Consider the following 21,461-nt stretch of genomic DNA (forward strand, 5'->3'; position numbering starts at 1 on the left):
CAGGTTGGTTTTAACCGATTAGAAGAATTTAATCGGGAAATCAACAAAGATACGCCATTCGTTGGTATCACCAATATAGGCATTGGTTTGATATTCATCACTGGCACGATAAATTGAATTACGTACACGGATATTTAAATCTTTGGCAGGGCCCGTTTGGACTTTATAAGACACCTGATTGAAGAATTCGCGCTCTTTGGCATCATCAGTCAAGTTATTTACACGGATGTCCCAGCCATAAACGTAAGCGGTTGTCCATGACAGACCTGGAACAGCTAAATCCGCAAAGTCATAAGTGTATTGCAGTTGTACCGACTTTTCATGATTACCAATAAAGTCAGACAGGTATGAGTTTGGCAGATAAATACTTTGACCACCATCGCCATTTTGACCATAGTCATAGCCAACATTGCCTGTATTTTGTTGATACGCCAACATAGCTGTATGTGGGCCAGTATTATACGTTGCAGATACTGCCCAGATATTATTTTTCTTGTCTTCATTGGCTGGACCAGTCGCAGAGTAGGTTGTACCTGGCTCAAACTTGGTGTGGTAGCCACTGAAGTCATAAGTCAATGAATCTTTATTGGCAAGGGTTTGCTTATAATTGACATTGGCATAATGACGTTCAAGTTTGTCTTTCAGATCAGCACCATAATAAGCAGCTTTTAACTGATCATTAAACTGGTATTTTGCGCCCCAGACATAAGCACGATCCAAATGGTTTTGGTCAGATGCAATATGTTCAGGTAATTGGTTTTTTGTAAATTTACCCGCAACCACTTCCAAGTTTTTAATTTCGTGGCTGGTGATCAGTGTCCCTTCAAAATATTCAGGCACGTTACGTGTCGTCATACTGGCAAGGACAGGTAAATCAAGAATCTGTGTACCATAGGTTAAGGTTGTGTTTGATGCGCGGGCTTTGACATAACCACCACCGCGTGTCCATTGGTCGTATGGATCTACACGGCCATTGGCATCTTTTTGCCCATCATTTTTTAGCGCAATCATGCTGTTACCTGCATGATAGTTATCGCCTAATTTAAAAGAAAAATCACCCACGACACCCGCTGCAAAACCGACCGGGCCTTGGGTAAAGCCAGACTCAAGATTTAGCATGACCGATTGAAGCCATGAATTAGTATCATGAACGCCATCTTTTTTATCGCGTTGAATAAAACCGTTGCGTAATAGAACCGATGCGCTAGCACCTTCAACAAAACCTTTTGCTTCACTTTGTTCACTTGCATACGCTGAGGAAATAAGGGCAGCGTTAACCAAAACTGCTAAAGTAAGCTTTTGTGCTTTTAGCATTGAATACCTCAAAAATAAATCTAAATGGGTTTCTAAGCAGGACTCAGAAAATGAACAAATTGTATAGATAATCTATAGAAAAGATATCATTTTCATTAAATTATTTTACTAATGTATATATGCAATTTAGAAATAGCAGGTTTTTAGTTAACTTTATTTGATCAATTTTTTGGAATTTTTTAGTTTATTTAAACAAAACAAAGATGCACTTAAAAAATGCACAATTATTATGCAAAGTTGGAAAAAGACCCAAAACTGCGCTATCTCACATTTTTTGTTACATAGTTGGCTGAACTTGATTCATCATGAATGACATGTTTTAACGTTATTAAAGCCTTTATACAAAAATGATGACAGTCGTATTAAAACGAATGGAAATTTTACAGTCTAATTTTTCACACTACATCTCGATTGTAGCAGTGCTTAAAGCAAATTTTGGAGGGGTTAAAGTCGATAGCTTGAACTTCAAAATTTTCGCTCTTTTTGCAGCGTTAATTTAATAAAAGAGATGAGCTGTCTAAAAGTTGGCATAGCATTTGCTAAATCTAAATCGATGCAATTTAAAACACAATATCCGTCGGAGTGATCCGATCATGGGGGAGATCAGAATGAAAAAATTTGCATGTAAAGCGGTTGCATTAGGCGTATTGGTCGCAGGTTCAACGGCTGCAATGGCTGAAGATAAACCATCTGTCGCAGGTTTTTCTGTTGCGGGTAGTGTGGCTGCAACTACAGACTATCGTTTCCGTGGTGTGACTCAAAGTTCAAATAATCCAGCAATTCAGGGCGGCTTTACCTTGAATCATGAATCAGGTGCTTATCTGGCACTATGGGGTTCGAGTGTAGACTTTAATATACATGGGGTATCTGCTGAGACTGATGCAACTTTAGGTTATTCTAACAAAATTGCATTTAATCCAAACTATAGCGCGACCTATGACGTGGGCGTAACCTATTATGGTTATGTTGGTTCAAAAACCAATGCCGTCAATCCATACAATGGTAAATCGGGTTTGAATTTCACAGAAGTTTATGCGAAGTTAATTTTCCCAGAAGCTCTGTTAAAAGGCGATAGCGTTACAGTAGGCGTTAACTATTCACCTGATTACTGGGGGCGTACTGATGATTTCTGGTATTTTAATTTAGGTTATAGTGCTCCAATTGCAGATACAGGATTTACTGGTATTGCATCTATTGGATATAACAAGTTGAAAGATAAAGATTCTTTAAGTGTGGTTGCAGGTGGGCCGGGCGAAGATGATAGCTATCTAGATTATAAATTTGGTGTGCAATACAGCATTTTAGGCGTTACGGCTGAACTTGCTGGTGTAGGCACTGACATTAGTACATCGGGTATGACCGATGCAGGTAAAAAACCATATGATTTAGGTGCAGTACTCACCTTATCTAAAACTTTTTAATTGATCTAAATCAAAAAAATGCCTCGTTGTTGAGGCATTTTTTTATGTAAATCAAATCTTTTGTCGATATGACAACGCTTCTGATAAATGTGTAATTTCAATATTAGGACTGTGTGATAAATCTGCAATAGTACGTGCAACACGTAAAATACGATGATAAGAGCGCGCCGATAAATTCATACGTTGTTGCGCAACTTCCATCATTTTTTCAGCATGCGCATCCAGTACCGCATATTGTTCTAATTCTTGGGGTGAAAGTGCAAAATTTGCTTTTTGTTGACGCTGAATTTGAGAGTCATAAGCACTCATCACACGTTTACGTACAGTCATAGAATCTTCTACAGGTACATTATTTTGCAATTCATTGGCTTGTAATGGAGGAACATCAATATGTAAATCGATTCGATCCAGCAAAGGTCCTGAAATTCGATTTTGATAACGTTGAATTGATTCAGGCGAACACTGGCAGCGACTATCCTGATTAAATGCATAGCCACATGGACATGGATTCATTGCTGCAATCAACTGAAAATTAGCAGGAAAGGTAATTTGTCGAGATGCACGTGAAATCACGATTTCTTTAGATTCAAGTGGTTGTCGTAATACTTCAAGCACTTTGCGATCAAATTCTGGTAACTCATCTAAAAATAAAACGCCTAAATGAGCCAGTGTAATTTCTCCGGGTTTAGGATGTGAGCCTCCACCTACCAATGCAATCGCAGAAGCCGTGTGATGCGGTGCTCGAAAAGGACGTAAACCAAAATGATGCTGATTATTGGCAATCGAGTAGATACTGGCGACTTCAAGATTTTCCTGTGTTGATAACGGCGGCAAAATGCTAGGTAGACGCGAAGCTAACAAAGTTTTACCAGTACCCGGTGGCCCCTTAAATAATAAAGAGTGTCCTCCAGCTGCGGCAATTTCAAGTGCACGACGTGGCCGTAATTGTCCTTTTACATCAATCAGATCATATTTATAAGCTTGAGTATGATTGTTATTTTGAGTGATATGAGCAGGAATAGGCTGTACTCCCAGAAAATGTTCACAGACCTGTTTTAAGTGGTTGGCTGAATAAAGTTGAAATTCAGAAAGCTGTTCCACCTGTTCAAGATTCGCCTTAGGAATAAAAAGCTGACGTTGCGCTTGTTGACACGCCATCGCTATGCTTAGAGCGCTGGTGACGGGTCTTAAATGCCCATCCAAAGCCAATTCTCCAATAAATTCAAATCCATCTGTACAGGCTTCAGGCAATTGTCCAGAGGCAATCAGAATCCCTAAAGCAATGGCGAGATCAAGACGGGATCCATCTTTCGGCAGATCCGCTGGTGCCAGATTAATGGTCAGGCGTTTGGTTGGAAACTGAAAACCACTGTTAATAATCGCAGAGCGTACTCGATCCTTACTTTCACGTACCGCTGCTTCTGCTAGCCCAACGATCGTGAGTGAGGGAAGCCCCTGACTTAAATGAACTTCGACCTCAATTAAAGGAGCATGTAACCCTAATACCCCGCGAGTTAAAATCTTTGCAAAAGACATTTTGATATTGTTCCATTATGGTGCTTTATTTTTAATCGTTTTCAAATGTTTATGCACTGAGTTGGTGCTTATTTTTTGTTTTGAATGATGCTCTCTAAAATATTCATTTGTTCCTGTAATTGGCTAAGGCGCTGATTGGCGTGTTGAAGTGCAATACGTTGACGGTCAATTTCTTGTTTTGAAACTAAATCCAGTTTCTCTACAGCTTCATTGAGCAAAGCTCTTAAATTATTTTCAAGGTCTTTTTTTGGTTGGTCGACTTGTTCAAGTATCGCCTGTAATAGTGTTTCAATCATGAGATATCCGCGTAAATAATATGATCCGCGTGCAGTTTACCACTGCTTTTATATTGACCCTAGTGCTCTCCGATTAATCAACCTATTTTTATAGCTAAACTGCAAAACAAAGTAGAAAAATGTTTAAATTAAAGGGAGATGCTACATCTTGTAGCGCAAATAGGTTATAAAGACAAAATCACGCTGATCATTTCTGATTCCCTCAACCTAAGAAATATTGGCATGAAAATTGAACATAAAACCTTACTGGTGAAATAAGCCGAAGGAAAACAAACATGAAGCTCGTAACTGCTATTGTAAAACCATTTAAATTGGACGATGTGCGTGAAGCACTTTCTGAAATTGGTGTTCAGGGGATTACTGTCACTGAAGTGAAAGGTTTTGGTCGTCAAAAAGGTCATACTGAACTGTATCGTGGTGCAGAGTATGTCGTTGACTTTCTTCCTAAAGTCAAAATTGAAATTGCGATTAGCGATGAAATGGTCGATGCGGTCATCGAATCAATTACACGTGTTGCTAGCACAGGAAAAATTGGTGACGGAAAAATCTTTGTGACAAATCTGGAACAAGTGATCCGTATTCGTACAGGCGAAACTGGTCCAGACGCTGTTTAAGTGTTGGCACAAAGTTTGCTGAATACGGCATAACTCACAAAATTTTAGGTTGGGGGATACAAATGAAAAAAATGCTCTTGGCACTTGGTTTATCCAGTGCGCTTTTAGGTGGTTCGGCTGCGTGGGCTGAAGAAGCTGCATCAACACCTACACCAACAGAACAAACGACCACTGTTGTGACAACAGAAGCTCCTGCTGCAACCGCCACTGTCGTTGCTCCAGCAGAACCCGTGGCTCCAGCTGCTGCGACGCCAAAACTTGATACAGGCGATACCTCTTGGATCCTGATCTCGACAGCATTGGTTTTACTCATGACCATTCCTGGCTTGGCATTGTTCTACGGCGGTATGGTGCGTAAGAAAAACGTACTAAGCACCATGATGTTCAGTCTTTCAGCTGCCATTCTTGTGAGCTTAATCTGGGTGATTGCAGGTTATTCACTGGCTTTCTCTGGAACAGGGGCTTATTTTGGTGACTTGTCCAAAGCCATGTTAAATGGTGTGGCTTTCGATGCTTTAAGCGGTACGATTCCAGAAACACTGTTTGTAATTTTCCAGATGACTTTTGCGATTATTACGGTTGCCATTATTAGTGGTTCAATCGCAGATCGTATGAAGTATTCAGCATTTATGTTGTTTATTGCAGTTTGGGTTCTGGTGGTTTATACCCCAATTACTCACTGGGTATGGGCAACGGATGGCTGGTTATTTAAAGCAGGCGCTTTAGACTTTGCTGGTGGTACGGTGGTTCATATTAACTCAGGTGTGGCCGGTTTGGTGGCTGCTTATATGCTCGGTAAGCGTATTGGCTTAGGCAAAGAATCTATGGCTCCGCACAATTTGACACTGACTGTGATCGGTGCAAGTTTGATCTGGGTAGGTTGGTTCGGCTTTAATGGTGGTAGTGCATTAGGTGCAGGCGCACGTGCAAGTATGGCAATCCTGGTGACTCAAGTTGCTGCTGCCGCTGCTGCTTTCTCATGGCTTGTGGTAGAACGAATCATTCGTGGTAAAGCCTCTGTATTAGGTGGTGCATCTGGTGCGGTTGCTGGTCTGGTTGTGATTACTCCTGCGGCTGGTTTTGTCGGTGTAGGTGGTGCGTTGATCATGGGTCTGATCGGTGGTGTAGTCTGCTTCTGGGGGATTACTGCATTGAAACGCATGTTAAAAGCGGATGATGCCTTGGATGCATTTGGTTTACATGCAGTTGGTGGTATCGTCGGTGCAATTTTAACTGGCGTATTCTATAGCGATGAAATTATTAAAGCAGCGGGTGTTACTCTTGCTCCAACCTTTGCTGGTCAGTTATGGGTACAGCTTGAAGGTGTTCTTGCGACCATCATTTATAGTGGTGTAATGACCTTTATTATTCTAAAAGTGATCGATCTAATCATTGGTATCCGTGTGTCGGCTGATGATGAACGTATGGGTCTGGATTTAAGCCAACATGGCGAACGTATCGAGTAATTAGAATTAAATTAAAAACAGCCCTCGTGGCTGTTTTTTTGTTTATAGAGAGATGATTTAGTCTTTGTCCAATCTTTGCTACACTAGCTCTAAGAATGAATTCATTTTGAGCTGCTATGCATTGTCCTTTCTGCAACGCCGCAGACAGTAAAGTCATCGATTCACGTCTTGCTGCTGAAGGCTGTCAAATTCGTCGCAGACGTGAATGTCTCCATTGTGGTGAACGCTTTACAACTTTTGAAAGTTATGAAGTCGTGATGCCTCGTGTGATTAAATCAAACGGCAAAAACGAGCCTTTTGACGAGGCTAAATTACGCCGTTCACTGATGCATGCTCTGCAAAAACGTCCTGTTACCCAAGAGCAAATTGAAACGGTTTTGAGTGATATTCAATTGCAAATCAGACGTTTGGGTGAGCGTGATGTTAAGTCTCGTAAGATTGGCGAGGTTGTGATGCAGGCATTGTTTGCACTGGATCATGTCGCGTATGTCCGTTTCGCTTCTGTCTATCAGGACTTTCAGGATGTCGAAGCATTCCGTCGTCAAATTGAACAAATGCAGCAACGTGAACAAGAGCATGAATAAGCTAAATCCCCCAGAACATCTCGATCATTACTGGATGGCGCAAGCATTGGCTGAGGCGAAAACGGCACTTTATCGAACCCGTCCAAATCCTGCTGTAGGTTGCGTCATTGTCAAAGATGATCAGATGATTGGTCGTGGCGCGACGGCACCTGTTGGTGGTTCTCATGCCGAAGTCTTTGCCTTACGTGAAGCGAGTGATCGTGCTGAAGGCGCAACTGCTTATGTGACTCTGGAGCCTTGTGCACATTTTGGTCGAACACCTCCCTGTGCCGAAGCGCTAGTCCGTGCCAAAGTCGCCCGCGTGGTGATTGCAACACTTGATCCAAATCCCTTAGTCGCGGGCAAAGGTCAAAAAATATTAAACAATGCAGGGATTACCACACAGGTGGGAGTGCTTGAGCAGGATGCCATTGAACTTAATCGTGGTTTTTTAAAAGTCATGGCGGGAGGGTTGCCCTATGTCCGCCTGAAAGTCGCTTCGAGTTTAGATGGGCGAACCGCAATGGCATCAGGTGAATCCAAATGGATTACAGGTGTAGATGCGCGTCTGGATGTACAATATTGGCGGGCACGCTCAGCGGTAGTGATCACGGGCATACAAACTGTACTTGCAGATGATTGCCAGCTCAATGTACGAGTACTTGCGGATGTCGAGGATATCTCTGCCATTGTTCAACCCAAACGTTTAATCTTGGATCGGCAGGGGCGCTTACCCTTAACGGCTAAAATTCTACATGCACCTGAAAGCTTAATGGTGATGGGGCCATTTCGTCAGGAACTTGCAGATTTAGGTGTGCTACAATTGCCTGTTCAATCCCTACGCGAACTTCTTGCGACCTTGTCCAAAGAATATCATTTGTATGATGTGATGGTGGAGGCAGGAACGACTTTAGCGACGGCATTTTTACAGGAAAAACTGGTCGATGAAATGATCAGCTATATTGCTCCCACATTATTGGGGCAATCGGCACGTGCCATGTTTAGCGCTGATTTGCACAAAATGTCAGAGCAACTTCGATTTAAGCTGTTTGATGTGACGCAAATTGGTCAGGACATCCGCTTAAGACTTATTCCGATTCAAGAGACAGTATGAATTCAGAGGCTTCGGTTTATCATAAACGCCGTCATGCGGCACGAACCACAGATGAATATCTATTTCACCAGTTGGTGCCATATTTAGGCAACAAACGCAGATTATTGCATCTGATTTTAGAAGCACTGGAAATTACGGGAACGCTGAACAGTAAAAAGAAGAATCCCCCGATTTTTGCCGATTTTTTTGCAGGCAGTGGTGTCGTATCGCGTCTGGCTCGACAGAACGGTTATCGTGTCATTGCTAATGACTGGGAACCATATAGCCATGCCTTAAATCATGCGATATTGGCCTGTGTCGATGCGCCTGCATTTAAAGAGTTAGGTGGTTATCAAAAAGCCATTGATTATTTGAATCGCTTGCCTGAAGTCAAAGGCTGGGTAACGCATAATCTGTGTCCACGTAATGATGATGTGTATGATCCGAGTCGCGACCGTTTGTTTTTTAAACGTCGTAATGGCATGCGGATTGATGCGATTCGTCAGCAGATTGCGACATGGCAAGCGCAGGGGGCGATTAATGATGTAGAAATGAGTGCATTGTTGGCACCTTTACTCTATTCTGCCAGTTTTGTCAGCAATACCAGTGGTGTCTTTAAAAGTTTCCATCAAGGCTGGGGTGGTAAAACCCAGACCGCATTAGAACGGATTGAATCTTTGCTTTGGCTGACCCCAAGCCGTTTTTGTGAAATTGGTGATAGCAAGCGACCTGCGGCTGAAATGTGGTGTGTCGATGCACAGCATCTCGCCAATCAAATGAGTGGTTTTGAAGTAGATGTCGCTTATCTGGATCCACCTTACAATCAACACGCCTACAGTAGTAATTACCATGTTTTGAATGCCTTAACCCTTTGGGATCAAGTAGATTTGCCGCCACCCGATACTAAGGGCTACAAGAGCGGGATTGATCGGGCATGGCGTAAAGAACGTCCAAGTCCCTATAACTCATCCAGACATGCCAAAGATGCTTATGAAAAATTACTGGCGACGATTAACGCACGTTATATTTTGACCAGCTATTCGACTGATGGGAATATCGATCCGAAAGATTTACTCACGGCCAATTTGAAACGCGGCAAAGTGACCTTATTAACACAAGATGTGCCACGTTATCGAGTCAGTAAGCAACGTCAGTCTGAACGTGCTCGGGTACTTGAGTTTATCGTGATTACCGATACACATGCCAAATCAGGGCCGCCGCTGCGTCAGCTTTTAGGTCAACTGTATCACTTTGCAGAATTGGGTGGGGTTGATACGTCTGGGCCAAATACCCAGCTTGCACTTTGGTAAGCAACACATTTATGCAGAATCAATATTTGGAGCAGCAGCATGTTTACAGGCATTATTGAAAGTTTAGGCAAAGTTGAAAGCCTGCAAAACGTAGGTGGTGATGTGCGCTTACGCATTCAAACTGATCTAGATATGTCCGATGTGCATTTGGGAGATTCGATTGCGACCAATGGGATCTGTCTAACTGTAATCGAGTGGGGTAGTGATTGGTATGCCGCAGATGTATCACGTGAAAGCCTTAATCGGACGACACTTGGACAATGGCGAGTCGGTCAGCCTGTCAATGTGGAAAAGGCGATGCTACCGACTACACGCTTTGGTGGACATATTGTTAGCGGTCATGTCGATGCGGTGGGTGAAATTACATTGGTGCGCGAAGATGCCCGTTCGATTTATTATGAAGTCACAGCTCCTGCTGAAATTGCCAAATATTTGGCAGAAAAAGGTTCAATCACCGTGGATGGCATTAGCCTGACCATTAATCATTTACGGGGCAATATTTTAAGTTTGAATCTGATTCCGCATACGGCTGAACGCACCAATATTTCTACATGGAAAACTGGGGCAAAAGTAAACTTAGAAGTAGATGTGTTGGCGCGTTATATTGAGCGTCTTCTACTAGGCGATAAAGCCGCAGAGCAAGGTCAACAATCTGCTGATATTAGTATGGCTTTTTTGGCTGAAAATGGTTTCTTAAAATAAAACGTTGTTGAAGATTAAAATGTGCCCAGTTTTTAAACTGGGCATTTTTATTAGTGTTTGGTGACAGTTAATGACGTTGAACCTAACCACGATTTAAGGGTTTCTGGTATCGCGACGGAAAATGTACCATTTTGTGATTCCTGTTTCAGGAAAATGGAAAGAGAGCTGAAATCGTCGCGACTCATGTATAAATCCTGAGCAGATAAAGTCCAAGTCTCGCCTGTGGTTAACTGGGCAATCTGTGCGGAGATATTGCTAAGTATGTTCATGAATTTTTCCAGAAATGGGTCAAATGTTTAACAGTATTATAAAATTAATCGCAACCGCGATATGACTATCATGTGACAAGGATGTGTCAGTTTGATGACAATCTGGAAAAAATAAAGAATTGAATTCAATATAGATTCTAAAAATTTGAGTTTTTTAGGATGTATTCGATTTCTTCTTGCGCTGCGGTATGCAGTTTGGCTCTAAATACGGTCACTGCCTGCTCAATCAAGCTATCTGCTTCAAGTTCCAGCCGTAAACGTAAGCTTTCCAGTTCAGACTGAATTTGATCATCCGATATCTGATGGCGAGCATGAGAATAATCAATCGCGACTTGATCTGGGTTTTGATGATAACGAGCGGTCTGAGTTTCAGTCTCTTGCTGAATATGTCGACGTAAAGCCATTAACTCATGAGTTTGTTGTTGAAACTTATGTGCTTCATCGGCTTGTAATGACGCTGCATATTGAGCTTGTTGTTCGCGTTTTTCTGCAAGCGATTGTTCAAGTGCTTGCTGTTTACGAATACGCGCTTGTTCAATCAATTCTGCTTTTAAATCAGCGTAGGCTTGATCAATTTTATCCAAAGAGATCTGTTGTGATTTTTGGTCTTGCGTTGTCCATGTTTCAATGACCGTCTGTGGCAGTAATAAATCACAAATTCGGGCAAGATCATCCTGATAGGTTTGACGAACCGTTTCTGGCGCGTTTAACCAACGTTTTTTAAAATCCTGACCGACATTGAGTGCCACTCGCCATCTCCTTACATTTTAATAGACTTTTACAGTTTAAAGGTGCGGGGTTCGACCCCTAAGCGACGATAAAATTTAAATTTTTCTCGCCCAAGCTGTTTGGCAGCTTCATTATTTTCAATAATCTCAATAATGTGACCAAACTGCTCAATTTGTTCAAGTGCCTGATTGTTAAAATTAAACACAAACCAGTCAGATTGATCGGGTAATTGCGCGGAAATACAAACAGGTGCATGAACTTGATCAATCCCATGCGCAATAAAGCTTTGCGGATCAAATGACCACAAAGCCTCATCTAATTCACCCTGTAAAGTTTGATCTGGACAATACCACCAAATCTTAGGATGTTTTTTCAATAACTTACGGCATAAACGGCAAGCACTATCGACTTGCCGTTCCTGACTGGTTTCAAATAAATAAAAGCTGATATTAGCCATGCGCTTTAACGCGATTTACCAAGAACTGGACTAAAAGTGGTACAGGGCGACCGGTCGCGCCTTTGTTTGGACCAGATAGCCAAGCCGTGCCTGCGACATCCAGGTGTGCCCAACGATAGTCTCGGGTAAAACGCTGTAGGAAGCAGGCTGCGGTAATTGCACCCCCATAAGGCCCGCCAATATTGGCGATATCAGCAAATGGTGAATCGAGTAATTCCTGATAGTCATCACTCACAGGCATACGCCAAACGCGGTCAAAGGACTGTTCGCCTGCTTGTAAGAGTTCATTCGCCAATTCATCATCAGGAGAGAATAAACCACTTAATACTTTGCCCAATGCCACCACACAAGCGCCTGTTAACGTGGCAATATCAATGACCAGTGCTGGGTTAAAACGCTGAATATAGGTAAGCGTATCGCACAGCACCAAACGACCTTCGGCATCGGTATTTAAGATTTCTACAGTTTGTCCACTCATAGTCGTCACAATATCGCCCGGACGAGTCGCTTGTGCAGAGGGCATATTTTCTGCCGCAGCAATCGCGCCGACCACATGAATCGGTAAACGTGCTTCGCATAAGCTTCGAATCGTACCCAATACTGACGCAGCACCACACATGTCAAATTTCATCTCATCCATGGTTTGTGCAGGTTTGATCGAAATCCCGCCTGTATCAAAGGTCACGCCTTTACCAACCAAGACCACGGGAGCCTGATCGAGTTTAGCATTGTACTCGAGAGTGATCACACGTCCCGGACGCGCAGAACCTTTGCTGACTGCAAGAAAGGCATTCATGCCCAAATCCGCCATTTGCTGTTCATCCAGTACCGTGACTTTGAGTAAATCTGGAAACTCACTGGCAAGGGCTTTGGCTTGATCTGCCAGATATTCTGGGAAGCAAATATTGCCTGGTCGGTTACCCAAATCACGCGCAAGGGCTTGGCCAGATTGTAAGGCTTCAATCAGTTGCAACTGGTCGGAATTTAAACTGCTATTGGTACTGATCAAGTTGATGGTTTCAAGAATAAACTCATTCTTTTTCGATTTAAACTCATCAAAACCATAAGCCGCTTGTGACAGGCTTAAAGCAAAGAGATAATGCAAATCAGCAGGAAATGCTGAAAGATCGATATGAATTTGTTTGAATTTGGTTTGTGTGGCTTTAATGATGCTCTGCGCCAGTTTCGCTATTTTTGCGGCTTTAATATCGGCAGCATCCCCTAAACCCAATAAAGTGACATTAGGAATAGTGGCTAATTTTCCGATAAGAGGCAAGCTTTCATTGAAACTGGCTTTATAATGTACTTGTTCAAATAATTTTTTTAATTCATTGATTTGATATGTTTTTTCAATGCTTTCAAGCTTGTTGTTATCGACCAGAATCAGCAACGATTCAGCAGATGAGTTTTGTGGCAATGTGGAATTAATCGTATATTTCATATGCGGTCTGGATGCCTATTTAAATATGTTCATTGATGCCTACCATTGAAACACTTTCCTGACATCAGTTTCAATTGGCAAGCGCATGATAGGTTTTATATTTTTAACATTCGGGTAAACTATGCTGTATTGCGTTTGTCCATTTTGGAAGTATTCACTTTGATTATTCGGCGTTATCTCGTCAAGCAAGTCGTGTCAACCAGTCTGGTGGTGGTCAGTATTTTGACGCTGATCGTGCTAGGCGCAAGACTGATCAAATATTTTGGTGTTGCCGCACAGGGACGTCTGGATGTCAGTGTCCTGTTCAGTATCATTGGTTATCGTTTACCTGAGTTTTTAATCTTATTACTGCCGCTCAGTTTCTTTATTGGCTTGATGCTGGTGTTTGGTCGCTTATATGTCGAACATGAAATGGCGGTACTCAATAGTAGTGGAGTCAGTAAACACAAACTTGCGCGTTTATTGCTGCCGATGACCTTGGTTTTTGTGATCGTTGAAATGGTACTCATGATGTGGGTATCACCGTGGGGATTACGCCAGTTTAATGAGTTGTCATCGACTCAAGCGTTGCGAACAGGTTTCGATTTGGTACGTCCTAAGGAATTTATCTCTTCTGGACCCTATACTATTTATGCAGGTTCATTATCAGAAGATCGAAAAAACTTAAAAGATATCTTTGTTTATATTAAAGCGGAAAAAGTAGGCAAACCTGATCAATTGGTTGTTGCTAAAGAAGCGACGCGTGTCGAAATGGCCGATCAGACGGCCAGTGTCGTCGATCTGACTCAAGGACGGCGTTACGAGATTTATCCTGACACTGCCAAATATGTACAGGCCGAGTTTCAGACTTGGCGCTTTCGCATCGAAAATAATAAAGAAGCCACTTATGATTCTAATGATGTTTCGGCTTTACAGATGTCAAAACTTTGGGAAAATCGAAATGATCCTGTGATTGCCAGTCAGTTGGGATGGCGTATTTTTGCACCATTTTCAATGTTTGTTGCGTTGGCACTGGCGGTGGCTTTATCAGAAGTTACTCCGCGTCAGGGACGTTATCTGAAACTGTTTCCTGCATTGATGATTTTTGCCAGTATGATCGTGTTGCTGATTGCGGCTCAAACACGGATTAGCCGTGGTGAATTTGGCATCTGGGTTTATCCTGCGATATTAATGACTTATTTTGTTGCTGCCTTGCTCTTTGCCAGAAAACAAAGCCTTGCACCGAAGATCAAACGTAAGATTAAACAAGTGAGATCATCATAATGTTAGCTCAAAAGATATTGTCCAGATACGTGACCAAGACGACCACATTGATGATGTTAGGAACGCTTCTGGTGCTGGTGTTCTTATTTATCTTGTTTTCTTATATTGGCGAATTAGGTTCACTCAAAGAAGGTTATGGTGCGTGGGATGCCTTTAAATATGTGATGTGGGATTCCCCCCATAATGTCATCAAGCTGATCCCGATTGCGGCTTTGATTGGAGCCGTGCTGGGCTTGGGTTCTATGGCATCTAACAGTGAATTGATCGTGATGCGCGGTTCAGGCGTCAGTCTCTGGCGAATTGTCGGTTGGGTGATGCGTCCTGCATTTTTGTTGGTCATTTTGTCATTTTGTATTAGTGAATGGGTGATTCCATATACCACTGAACAGGCAAAGGGTGTCAAAACTCAAAGCACTGTCGCTGCTTTAGGTGAAGTGCGAGGTTATTGGACCAAAGAAGGTAATCATTTTTACTATATCGATTATGCCAATTCCAAGGGCAATCTAAATGGCATTCAGGTCGCGTCTTTTGATGACGACTATCGCTTAAATACAGTCATCAATGCGAAAACAGGTCAGTTTATTCGTGACGGTGAGTGGGTTTTAAAAAATAATCACCAGCTTAATATTTTGCCCAATGGTGATGCCAGCTTTCAGACGATTCCAACAAAAGATTTATCTTTAGCCTTGCAGCCTAAGTTTGTACATATGGTGACACTCGATCCTGAAGAGTTGGCGCCAAGCGAGTTAGTCGGTTTCATGCGCTATATGCATGAATATAGCCAGATTCCTAAAACCTATCAGCTTGCATTTTGGAAAAAAGTCGGCTCGCCTTTTTCATTGATTGCCCTGACGCTGATTGCCTGTTCCTTTATTTTTGGACCATTACGCCAACAATCAATGGGTTTTCGTTTGGTGATTGCCTTGTTTGTAGGTTTAAGTATTTTCTATTTACAGGACTTTTTAGGCTATGCCAGTTTGGTGTATTCGCCATCTCCAGCATGGTTTATTTTTATTCCAATTCTGTTCATGTTTGGGGCAGGCAGTTATTTGTTATATCGGGCGCGTTAATGTTCAAATGACTACCAGATCGTCTGAATCAATCATGCTAAATGAGTAAAGTTATCATCTGTGCATAGAGTCTTGGACTAAAATTCGGTAATATAGTGCGACGAAATTGTAGACAAAAAAGAGTATCAATCATGACGGATGCAACTGCTGGCAAAATCCCTCACGTTCTTGTGATTATGGATGGTGTGGGTCATCGTGAAGCGGTCGAAGACAATGCTTTCTTGGCAGCAAAAACCCCTAATCTTACGATGATGAAACAAAAGCATCCGCATGGTTTAATTTCTGGTTCTGGTGAAGATGTCGGTTTACCTGACGGCCAAATGGGTAACTCGGAAGTCGGACATATGAATCTGGGTGCAGGTCGTGTTCTATATCAGGACTTTACCCGTATTACCAAAGAAATTCGTGATGGCGCTTTTTTTGAACATGAAGTGCTGGTTGATGCGGTTGAAAAAGCCAAAGCCGCAAATGGTGCAGTGCATATTATCGGTTTGTTGTCTGAAGGCGGTGTGCATTCGCATCAGGATCATATTGTTGCCATGTGTGAGCTGGCGCTAAAACGTGGTGCTCAAGTCTATTTACATGCCTTTTTGGATGGACGTGATACGCCGCCAAAAAGTGCGCAGCCATCTTTAGAAAAGCTAGATCAGGTCTTTGCGCAATATCCAGATCAAGGTCGTATAGCCACCCTGATTGGTCGTTATTTTGCAATGGATCGTGACAATCGCTGGGATCGGGTTGAGCAAGCGTATCGTTTACTCACTGAAGGTGAAGCCGTTCGGGTCGTGAATAGTGCTGTTGAAGGTTTAGAACAAGCCTATGCGGCAGGTGAGAGTGACGAGTTTGTCAAAGCCACTCGGATTGGCGAGCTTGCCAAAGTTGAAGATGGTGATAGCATCGTATTTATGAACTTCCGTGCAGACCGTGCGCGTGAGTTAACACGAGCCTTTGTTGAAAAAGATTTCGCAGGATTTGAGCGTAAAGTTGTTCCTGCATTATCTAAATTTGTGATGCTAACCCGCTATCAAGCGACGATTGATGCGCCTGTAGCGTATATGCCAGAAGATTTGAAAAACTCAATTGGGGAATATTTGTCTGATTTAGGCAAAACCCAATTGCGCATTGCTGAAACTGAAAAGTATGCTCATGTAACGTTTTTCTTTAGTGGCGGACGTGAAGATGAATATCCGGGTGAAAAACGCATTTTGATCCCATCTCCAAATGTCGCGACTTATGATTTAAAACCTGAAATGAGTGCGTATGAAGTCACAGATGAATTAGTGAATGCAATTAATTCAGGTGAATATGATTTATTGGTGGTGAATTATGCCAATGGCGATATGGTGGGGCATACCGGCGTTTTTGATGCCGCGGTGAAAGCGGTGGAAGCGGTAGATCGCTGTCTAGGTCGTGTCTATGAAATGGTCATGGCAAACCACGGTCATATGTTGATTACAGCAGATCATGGTAATGTAGAACAAATGCAGGATTACCATAGTGGTCAGGTGCATACTCAACATACCACTGAAGCAGTTCCATTTATTTATGTTGGACCAACTCAGGCTGTGATTGCTGAGGGCGGGATTCTAGCTGATGTAGCGCCTACATTATTGCATTTGATGCATATTCCGGTACCTGCTGACATGCAGGGACGCAACTTATTGACCCTGACCCACGAATAAAAGGTGACTAAATGACGCAACACATGAAATTGGGTGCAATCTTTGCAGGCATTTTAATGTGTTGCAGCGCAGTCTCAACATTTGCAGCACCAATTGAGGCAGCAAGTGGGCTGGACTTTGATGAAGATACCGAACAGCATTATGTTGAAATTCCAGTCGATTCTATTCAACAATTTGTTCAGATTTATGGCATCGTCAAAGATAACTATGTCGATGTCAAACCTGATGAGGTTTTATTTCAGCAAGCAATAAAAGGCTTAGTAGGTGGGCTGGATCGTTATTCACGCTATTTATCTGCGGAAGATTATAAACAATTAATGCAATATACCGAAGGCGATTTGGCATCGGTTGATTTTGCGCTTGTATTTGAACAACACACCAAACAATGGCAGATTCGGGATCTAAAAGAAGGCTCAGATTCTTATAAATTAGGTTTAAGAAATGGTCAAAAAGTGATTAAGATTGATGACCAAATCATTCAAAATCTTAATCATGAACAAGTGCATGCACTTTTATATGGATCAATTGGCTCGACCTTACAAATTCAAACTTCATTGATGAATACGCCTCAAACCTTGGTGCGTAATAAAAAAATGGAAGCTGATATTCAGCCAGTACTCTTACATAATCAGGTTTTGGTTTTAAAAGTTAAAGTTTTTCAGCAAGATACTGCCAACGAAATTAAACGATTATTAGAAGAATACGATATATCCAAACTCAAAGCAGTATTAATCGATTTGCGTAATAATCCTGGTGGTTTGCTTTCAGCAGCCGTTGAAACTGCCGATTTATTTTTAAATCAGGGAGTTATTGTTTCGACCAAAAGTCGTTCGGAAGGAAATCAACAATTTCAGGCGCTACCCAGCAGCGAATTTCAAAAAGTAAAATTAGGGATCCTCATTAATCATCGTTCGGCATCAGCGGCTGAAGTATTTACTGCTGCCATGAAAGACCATAAACGTGCTTGGGTGATTGGCGAAAAGAGCTATGGTAAAGGCGTTGTACAAAAACTGTTCCCATTGCCAGATGGTGCAGCTTTACAGATGACGGTGTCGCATTATTACACGCCAAATGGCTCAATGATTGATGGTAAAGGCATACAGCCGAATATTCTGTATCCTTTACCAAATGAAATGCGTGATGAAAATTATCTGGATAATGTCGCTGAGGTTTTGCTCAAGCAAAAATAATCATCTGCATAAAAAAGTAATTTAAATCTCTTCAGTATCTAACCCAAATTTTTTCAGGCGATAGCGCAAAGATCGAAAAGTCATGCCTAGTTTTTTGGCCGCCAAAGTACGATTCCAATGCGTCAAATTGAGTGCATTTAAGAGAATCTCTTTTTCAACGTTTTCTAAATATTGTTCTAGCCCTTCATGTGGCAGTTTGTTGCCTGCCAATGTCGTAGGCACTGAGTGATTTGAATTTGCGCTAGAAAGATAATCAGAATGATGTTGAATCGGTGCCGTTGCTTGGCTATAACGAAAAGGCGCGGTTTGTAAGTGAGGTAAATCAATTTGATGGTCATCACTTAAAGTAATGGCGCGTTCCATCATATTACGTAATTCACGAACATTACCGGGGAAATATTGTTCTAATAAAAAAGCCTGAGCGCGTTCAGACAAAATCTTGACTGGAATTTCCCATTCAGCACACACTTTTTGAATAAAATGATGGGCTAGGAGTAAAATGTCCTGTCCACGTTCACGTAATGGAGGAAGTTCAAGATCCATCACATGAATACGGAAAAATAAATCCTGACGGAATTTACCTTGTTGTACCAATGTTTCAAGATCCTGATGACTGGCACTAATGACGCGAAAATCCACATCAATTTCGTGTTCAGAACCCACTGGACGAACTTTTTTCTCTTGTACAGCCCGTAACAGTTTAACTTGCATATTCAAAGGTAATTCGGCGATTTCATCCAGAAATAAACTACCGCCATGTGCCGATAAGATCAGACCTTGCTTGTCTTGAGTTGCACCGCTAAAACTTCCTTTCTTGTGACCGAATAGCTCACTCTCTAAAAGTTCACTGGGAATTGCGCCACAGTTAATGGCAATAAATGGGCCTTCGCTGCGATTACTTAAACGGTGCACCAGATTGGCGATCACTTCCTTGCCTGTGCCAGATTCTCCTGTGACAAAGACGGGTGCTTGTGAGCGTGCAATTTTCTTAAGCGTGGTGCGTAGTTGCTGGATTGGTGCAGAACGGCCAATGAGTAGTCTGTTTTCCAGACTATCTTCATCATTGATGATCTGCTTTTGTGGTCGATTAAAAGCTTTTTGTAATAATTGTTCTAAATGGATTTGGTTGACAGGCTTACTGACAAAATCAAAAGCACCTGCTTTAAGTGCTGCAATTGCAATATCCATGTTGCCATAGGCGGTTAATACTGCGATCGGCAAGTGACTCCAATGCTGTGTAACATAATGCACTAGATCTAGCCCATTGCCATCAGGCAGATTTAAATCAGTCAAACAGGCATCATAATTATTGTTTTGCAGAAGTTCTTTCGCCTGCGCAATACGATAAGCACAATGTGTTGCTATCCCCATACGTGCCAGCGTCATTTGCATTAACGCACAGAGATCTTCTTCATCATCAACCAGTAAAACCAGCGGTTGTTTATTCACCATAACCCCATGAAACCTAATATTATTTATCTTTTGTTGAGCATTGAATTCTAAAACATGCCCCTTTTTGTTGTTCCACATAACTGAGCTTGGCATGATTGGCTTCACACAGACTATGGGACAAATATAATCCTAAACCAGTTCCCTTGATTTCGGTACTAAAAAATGGCTTAAATAGTTGCGATATATCACGTTTTTCGATGCCATTGCCAAAATCAATCACATCAATGAATACTTCAGCTTGAACCATACGTACGGATAATACAATCTGATCAACATCTGGATCATTATGGCGTAATGCATTGCGAATCAGGTTGATTAAAACTTGGGTTAACTGTTTTGGATCAAATTGAACGATTACCTTCTCGGTCATCTCCAAGCGGATTTGATGTTGAACATCGGATAAATCTTCAGTCAGTAAATGAGACAAAAAACTATCTAACTCAATCAGCATCGGATGCGTGGTGTCATTACGCGCCATGCGCAATGTATCTTCAATAATATCATTGATACGTTTTGATTGTTTACTGATCATTTTTTGCAGTAAATGCTGCTGTTCAGATTCGCTGCCAATATACAGTTCATTGGCCTGTACAATCGCTGCCAATGGGTTACGAATTTCGTGGGCAATACTGGCGGAAAGTTGTCCTAAGGCGGCAAGTTTAAGCTGTTGAACCTGTTGATTGAGCTGCTGCACATCCTGCAAGCGCAATAAAATTAAAGCCTGATGAGGGACGATCAAGCGTTGTACCTTGATATGCACGTTATAAGTAGACAGTTGTGATTCAAAAATAAACTGTTCGCCGTCTTCTAGGGGATCAAATCTTAAGAGCTCAAATAAATCGGGCTGGGTTTTGGCCAACGGAAGTTGTTCATGCGCAAATAATGGCGGAATCCCCAACAGCGTACAGGCGGCTGGATTGCTGAGCACCACATGGTAGTTTTCATCTAATACCAGATAGCCATCATCAATTTGTTCTAAAATATAACGATTAATATTTTGAAGTTGATAAAGTGCTTGGGATTGACGAAAGCTAATATTTTCCAGAATTTTAAAATGTTTTACAGCAACCTGACCAATGCCATACATGACAAAAAACAAAAAAGCCAGTAAAGCACTATTTCCAATGGTGCTTAAATTATTATAATCAAAAAAACTTGAAAAAAACTGTTGATAGATCAGTGAAATAACAGCAAGAAGCGTGATCACCAAAGAGACTTTTTTGGGCAATAAAATCGCGGCAGAAAACACCGTAATAACATACAGCAAACTAATATTTAAATTTGGTGCGCCCAGAGAAAACGTCAGCAACCCCAATGCGATGACATCAACCACGAACAGTATAATCAGTTGACGATCAATCTGTCGTGGATAAAACTTAAACAATAAAAACTGAATCAGACTGGCTGCGCAATAAGCGATAAGCGTATAAAAATACAACACAGGCTGATTATAGTCGGCATTTAACTGCTCAGAAATGAGCTGAAAAATAATGATTAAACCTGTGACAATAAGCAGGCGGTAAAGGGTGTACCACAAACCTAAACGGTAAATCGTATAAGAAAGTGGCGTAGAAGATTGCGCCTGCATGATTG

Annotated in this window: 20 protein-coding genes; 11 read left to right on the forward strand and 9 right to left on the reverse strand. The window is 41.9% G+C overall.

The features are described 5' to 3' along the window. Positions 1 to 18 precede the first annotated feature (18 nt). Complete coding sequence (locus tag J500_RS11710) at positions 19 to 1,314, reverse strand: OprD family outer membrane porin (RefSeq protein ID WP_005001763.1); 1,296 nt, start codon at positions 1,312 to 1,314, stop codon at positions 19 to 21. A gap of 608 nt (positions 1,315 to 1,922) precedes the next feature. On the opposite strand from J500_RS11710, the gene J500_RS11715 reads away from it, so the two are divergent. After that, positions 1,923 to 2,735: a TorF family putative porin gene (locus tag J500_RS11715; protein ID WP_010588817.1), complete on the forward strand. Its 813-nt coding sequence runs from the start codon at positions 1,923 to 1,925 to the stop codon at positions 2,733 to 2,735. Between the two features lie 51 nt (positions 2,736 to 2,786). Here the strand turns inward: J500_RS11715 and J500_RS11720 are convergent, their stop codons facing one another. After that, positions 2,787 to 4,271, reverse strand: a complete 1,485-nt coding sequence (locus J500_RS11720) for a YifB family Mg chelatase-like AAA ATPase (RefSeq protein ID WP_005001768.1) — start codon at positions 4,269 to 4,271, stop codon at positions 2,787 to 2,789. Between the two features lie 68 nt (positions 4,272 to 4,339). Next, on the reverse strand, positions 4,340 to 4,567 hold the full coding sequence (locus J500_RS11725; RefSeq protein ID WP_005001770.1) for an accessory factor UbiK family protein: 228 nt from the start codon (positions 4,565 to 4,567) through the stop codon (positions 4,340 to 4,342). Positions 4,568 to 4,842: 275 nt separating this feature from the next. Here J500_RS11725 and glnK point away from each other — a divergent pair, with 275 nt between their 5' ends. From glnK to J500_RS11755, 6 genes are all read left to right on the forward strand, one after another. Continuing rightward, positions 4,843 to 5,181, forward strand: a complete 339-nt coding sequence (gene glnK / locus J500_RS11730) for a P-II family nitrogen regulator (protein WP_004656379.1) — start codon at positions 4,843 to 4,845, stop codon at positions 5,179 to 5,181. A 62-nt stretch (positions 5,182 to 5,243) separates the two neighbouring features. Continuing rightward, positions 5,244 to 6,647 carry an ammonium transporter gene (locus J500_RS11735; protein WP_005001773.1) on the forward strand — a complete coding sequence of 468 codons (1,404 nt, stop codon included), beginning with the start codon at positions 5,244 to 5,246 and terminating at the stop codon, positions 6,645 to 6,647. Positions 6,648 to 6,763: 116 nt separating this feature from the next. Next, the gene (gene nrdR / locus J500_RS11740) at positions 6,764 to 7,231 is read left to right on the forward strand and encodes a transcriptional regulator NrdR (protein ID WP_004995378.1); all 468 of its coding nucleotides are present in this window, start codon (positions 6,764 to 6,766) and stop codon (positions 7,229 to 7,231) included. Beyond that, entirely contained in the window at positions 7,224 to 8,324 is a 1,101-nt protein-coding gene (ribD, locus tag J500_RS11745; protein ID WP_034699768.1) for a bifunctional diaminohydroxyphosphoribosylaminopyrimidine deaminase/5-amino-6-(5-phosphoribosylamino)uracil reductase RibD, read from the forward strand. Before nrdR ends, ribD begins: the two co-directional genes overlap by 8 nt. After that, positions 8,321 to 9,613 carry a DNA adenine methylase gene (locus J500_RS11750; RefSeq protein ID WP_004995375.1) on the forward strand — a complete coding sequence of 431 codons (1,293 nt, stop codon included), beginning with the start codon at positions 8,321 to 8,323 and terminating at the stop codon, positions 9,611 to 9,613. The genes ribD and J500_RS11750 overlap by 4 nt, the downstream gene beginning before the upstream one ends. Positions 9,614 to 9,652: 39 nt before the next feature. Beyond that, entirely contained in the window at positions 9,653 to 10,315 is a 663-nt protein-coding gene (locus J500_RS11755) for a riboflavin synthase (RefSeq protein WP_004995373.1), read from the forward strand. Positions 10,316 to 10,365: 50 nt separating this feature from the next. On the opposite strand, the gene J500_RS17145 is transcribed toward J500_RS11755, so the two are convergent. The 4 genes from J500_RS17145 to J500_RS11770 all read right to left on the reverse strand — a co-directional run bounded on the left by J500_RS17145 (position 10,366) and on the right by J500_RS11770 (position 13,211). Further along, positions 10,366 to 10,584 (reverse strand): hypothetical protein, encoded by a 219-nt coding sequence (locus tag J500_RS17145; protein ID WP_004995372.1) that lies wholly within the window; start codon positions 10,582 to 10,584, stop codon positions 10,366 to 10,368. Positions 10,585 to 10,721: 137 nt separating this feature from the next. After that, entirely contained in the window at positions 10,722 to 11,333 is a 612-nt protein-coding gene (locus J500_RS11760; protein WP_004995369.1) for a hypothetical protein, read from the reverse strand. A gap of 29 nt (positions 11,334 to 11,362) precedes the next feature. Continuing rightward, complete coding sequence (locus tag J500_RS11765; RefSeq protein WP_004995368.1) at positions 11,363 to 11,770, reverse strand: DNA polymerase III subunit chi; 408 nt, start codon at positions 11,768 to 11,770, stop codon at positions 11,363 to 11,365. Next, a complete protein-coding gene (locus J500_RS11770) occupies positions 11,763 to 13,211 on the reverse strand; it encodes a leucyl aminopeptidase (protein WP_004995363.1) in 1,449 nt (482 codons plus the stop codon). The genes J500_RS11765 and J500_RS11770 overlap by 8 nt, the downstream gene beginning before the upstream one ends. Positions 13,212 to 13,370: 159 nt before the next feature. On the opposite strand from J500_RS11770, the gene lptF reads away from it, so the two are divergent. From lptF to J500_RS11790, 4 genes are all read left to right on the forward strand, one after another. Next, a complete protein-coding gene (gene lptF, locus J500_RS11775) occupies positions 13,371 to 14,474 on the forward strand; it encodes an LPS export ABC transporter permease LptF (RefSeq protein ID WP_004995361.1) in 1,104 nt (367 codons plus the stop codon). After that, a complete protein-coding gene (gene lptG, locus J500_RS11780) occupies positions 14,474 to 15,544 on the forward strand; it encodes an LPS export ABC transporter permease LptG (protein WP_004995360.1) in 1,071 nt (356 codons plus the stop codon). Before lptF ends, lptG begins: the two co-directional genes overlap by 1 nt. A 131-nt stretch (positions 15,545 to 15,675) precedes the next feature. Continuing rightward, positions 15,676 to 17,226, forward strand: coding sequence for a 2,3-bisphosphoglycerate-independent phosphoglycerate mutase (gene gpmI, locus J500_RS11785; protein ID WP_004995359.1), 1,551 nt, complete (start codon positions 15,676 to 15,678; stop codon positions 17,224 to 17,226). Between the two features lie 11 nt (positions 17,227 to 17,237). Beyond that, positions 17,238 to 18,416: a S41 family peptidase gene (locus J500_RS11790; protein ID WP_004995358.1), complete on the forward strand. Its 1,179-nt coding sequence runs from the start codon at positions 17,238 to 17,240 to the stop codon at positions 18,414 to 18,416. A gap of 21 nt (positions 18,417 to 18,437) precedes the next feature. Here J500_RS11790 and J500_RS11795 read toward each other — a convergent pair whose 3' ends face one another. Both J500_RS11795 and J500_RS11800 read right to left on the reverse strand, forming a co-directional pair. Continuing rightward, the gene (locus tag J500_RS11795; protein ID WP_004995357.1) at positions 18,438 to 19,868 is read right to left on the reverse strand and encodes a sigma-54-dependent transcriptional regulator; all 1,431 of its coding nucleotides are present in this window, start codon (positions 19,866 to 19,868) and stop codon (positions 18,438 to 18,440) included. A gap of 19 nt (positions 19,869 to 19,887) precedes the next feature. Beyond that, positions 19,888 to 21,456 (reverse strand): sensor histidine kinase, encoded by a 1,569-nt coding sequence (locus tag J500_RS11800; protein WP_004995356.1) that lies wholly within the window; start codon positions 21,454 to 21,456, stop codon positions 19,888 to 19,890. Positions 21,457 to 21,461 lie beyond the last annotated feature (5 nt).

It is taken from the genome of Acinetobacter sp. 479375 (assembly GCF_000581715.1).
Classification (GTDB): domain Bacteria; phylum Pseudomonadota; class Gammaproteobacteria; order Pseudomonadales; family Moraxellaceae; genus Acinetobacter; species Acinetobacter ursingii.

Bases quoted from the DNA above. Each gene is read 5' to 3' on its own strand.
- J500_RS11725 (WP_005001770.1), bottom strand. From the start codon at position 4,567: ATGATTGAAACACTATTACAGGCGATACTTGAACAAGTCGACCAACCA.
- gpmI (WP_004995359.1), top strand. From the start codon at position 15,676: ATGACGGATGCAACTGCTGGCAAAATCCCTCACGTTCTTGTGATTATG.
- J500_RS11735 (WP_005001773.1), top strand. From the start codon at position 5,244: ATGAAAAAAATGCTCTTGGCACTTGGTTTATCCAGTGCGCTTTTAGGT.
- J500_RS11765 (WP_004995368.1), bottom strand. From the start codon at position 11,770: ATGGCTAATATCAGCTTTTATTTATTTGAAACCAGTCAGGAACGGCAA.
- nrdR (WP_004995378.1), top strand. From the start codon at position 6,764: ATGCATTGTCCTTTCTGCAACGCCGCAGACAGTAAAGTCATCGATTCA.
- ribD (WP_034699768.1), top strand. From the start codon at position 7,224: ATGAATAAGCTAAATCCCCCAGAACATCTCGATCATTACTGGATGGCG.
- J500_RS11720 (WP_005001768.1), bottom strand. From the start codon at position 4,271: ATGTCTTTTGCAAAGATTTTAACTCGCGGGGTATTAGGGTTACATGCT.
- J500_RS11795 (WP_004995357.1), bottom strand. From the start codon at position 19,868: ATGGTGAATAAACAACCGCTGGTTTTACTGGTTGATGATGAAGAAGAT.
- J500_RS11710 (WP_005001763.1), bottom strand. From the start codon at position 1,314: ATGCTAAAAGCACAAAAGCTTACTTTAGCAGTTTTGGTTAACGCTGCC.
- lptG (WP_004995360.1), top strand. From the start codon at position 14,474: ATGTTAGCTCAAAAGATATTGTCCAGATACGTGACCAAGACGACCACA.
- J500_RS11755 (WP_004995373.1), top strand. From the start codon at position 9,653: ATGTTTACAGGCATTATTGAAAGTTTAGGCAAAGTTGAAAGCCTGCAA.
- J500_RS11790 (WP_004995358.1), top strand. From the start codon at position 17,238: ATGACGCAACACATGAAATTGGGTGCAATCTTTGCAGGCATTTTAATG.
- J500_RS17145 (WP_004995372.1), bottom strand. From the start codon at position 10,584: ATGAACATACTTAGCAATATCTCCGCACAGATTGCCCAGTTAACCACA.
- J500_RS11770 (WP_004995363.1), bottom strand. From the start codon at position 13,211: ATGAAATATACGATTAATTCCACATTGCCACAAAACTCATCTGCTGAA.
- glnK (WP_004656379.1), top strand. From the start codon at position 4,843: ATGAAGCTCGTAACTGCTATTGTAAAACCATTTAAATTGGACGATGTG.
- J500_RS11715 (WP_010588817.1), top strand. From the start codon at position 1,923: ATGAAAAAATTTGCATGTAAAGCGGTTGCATTAGGCGTATTGGTCGCA.
- J500_RS11750 (WP_004995375.1), top strand. From the start codon at position 8,321: ATGAATTCAGAGGCTTCGGTTTATCATAAACGCCGTCATGCGGCACGA.
- J500_RS11800 (WP_004995356.1), bottom strand. From the start codon at position 21,456: ATGCAGGCGCAATCTTCTACGCCACTTTCTTATACGATTTACCGTTTA.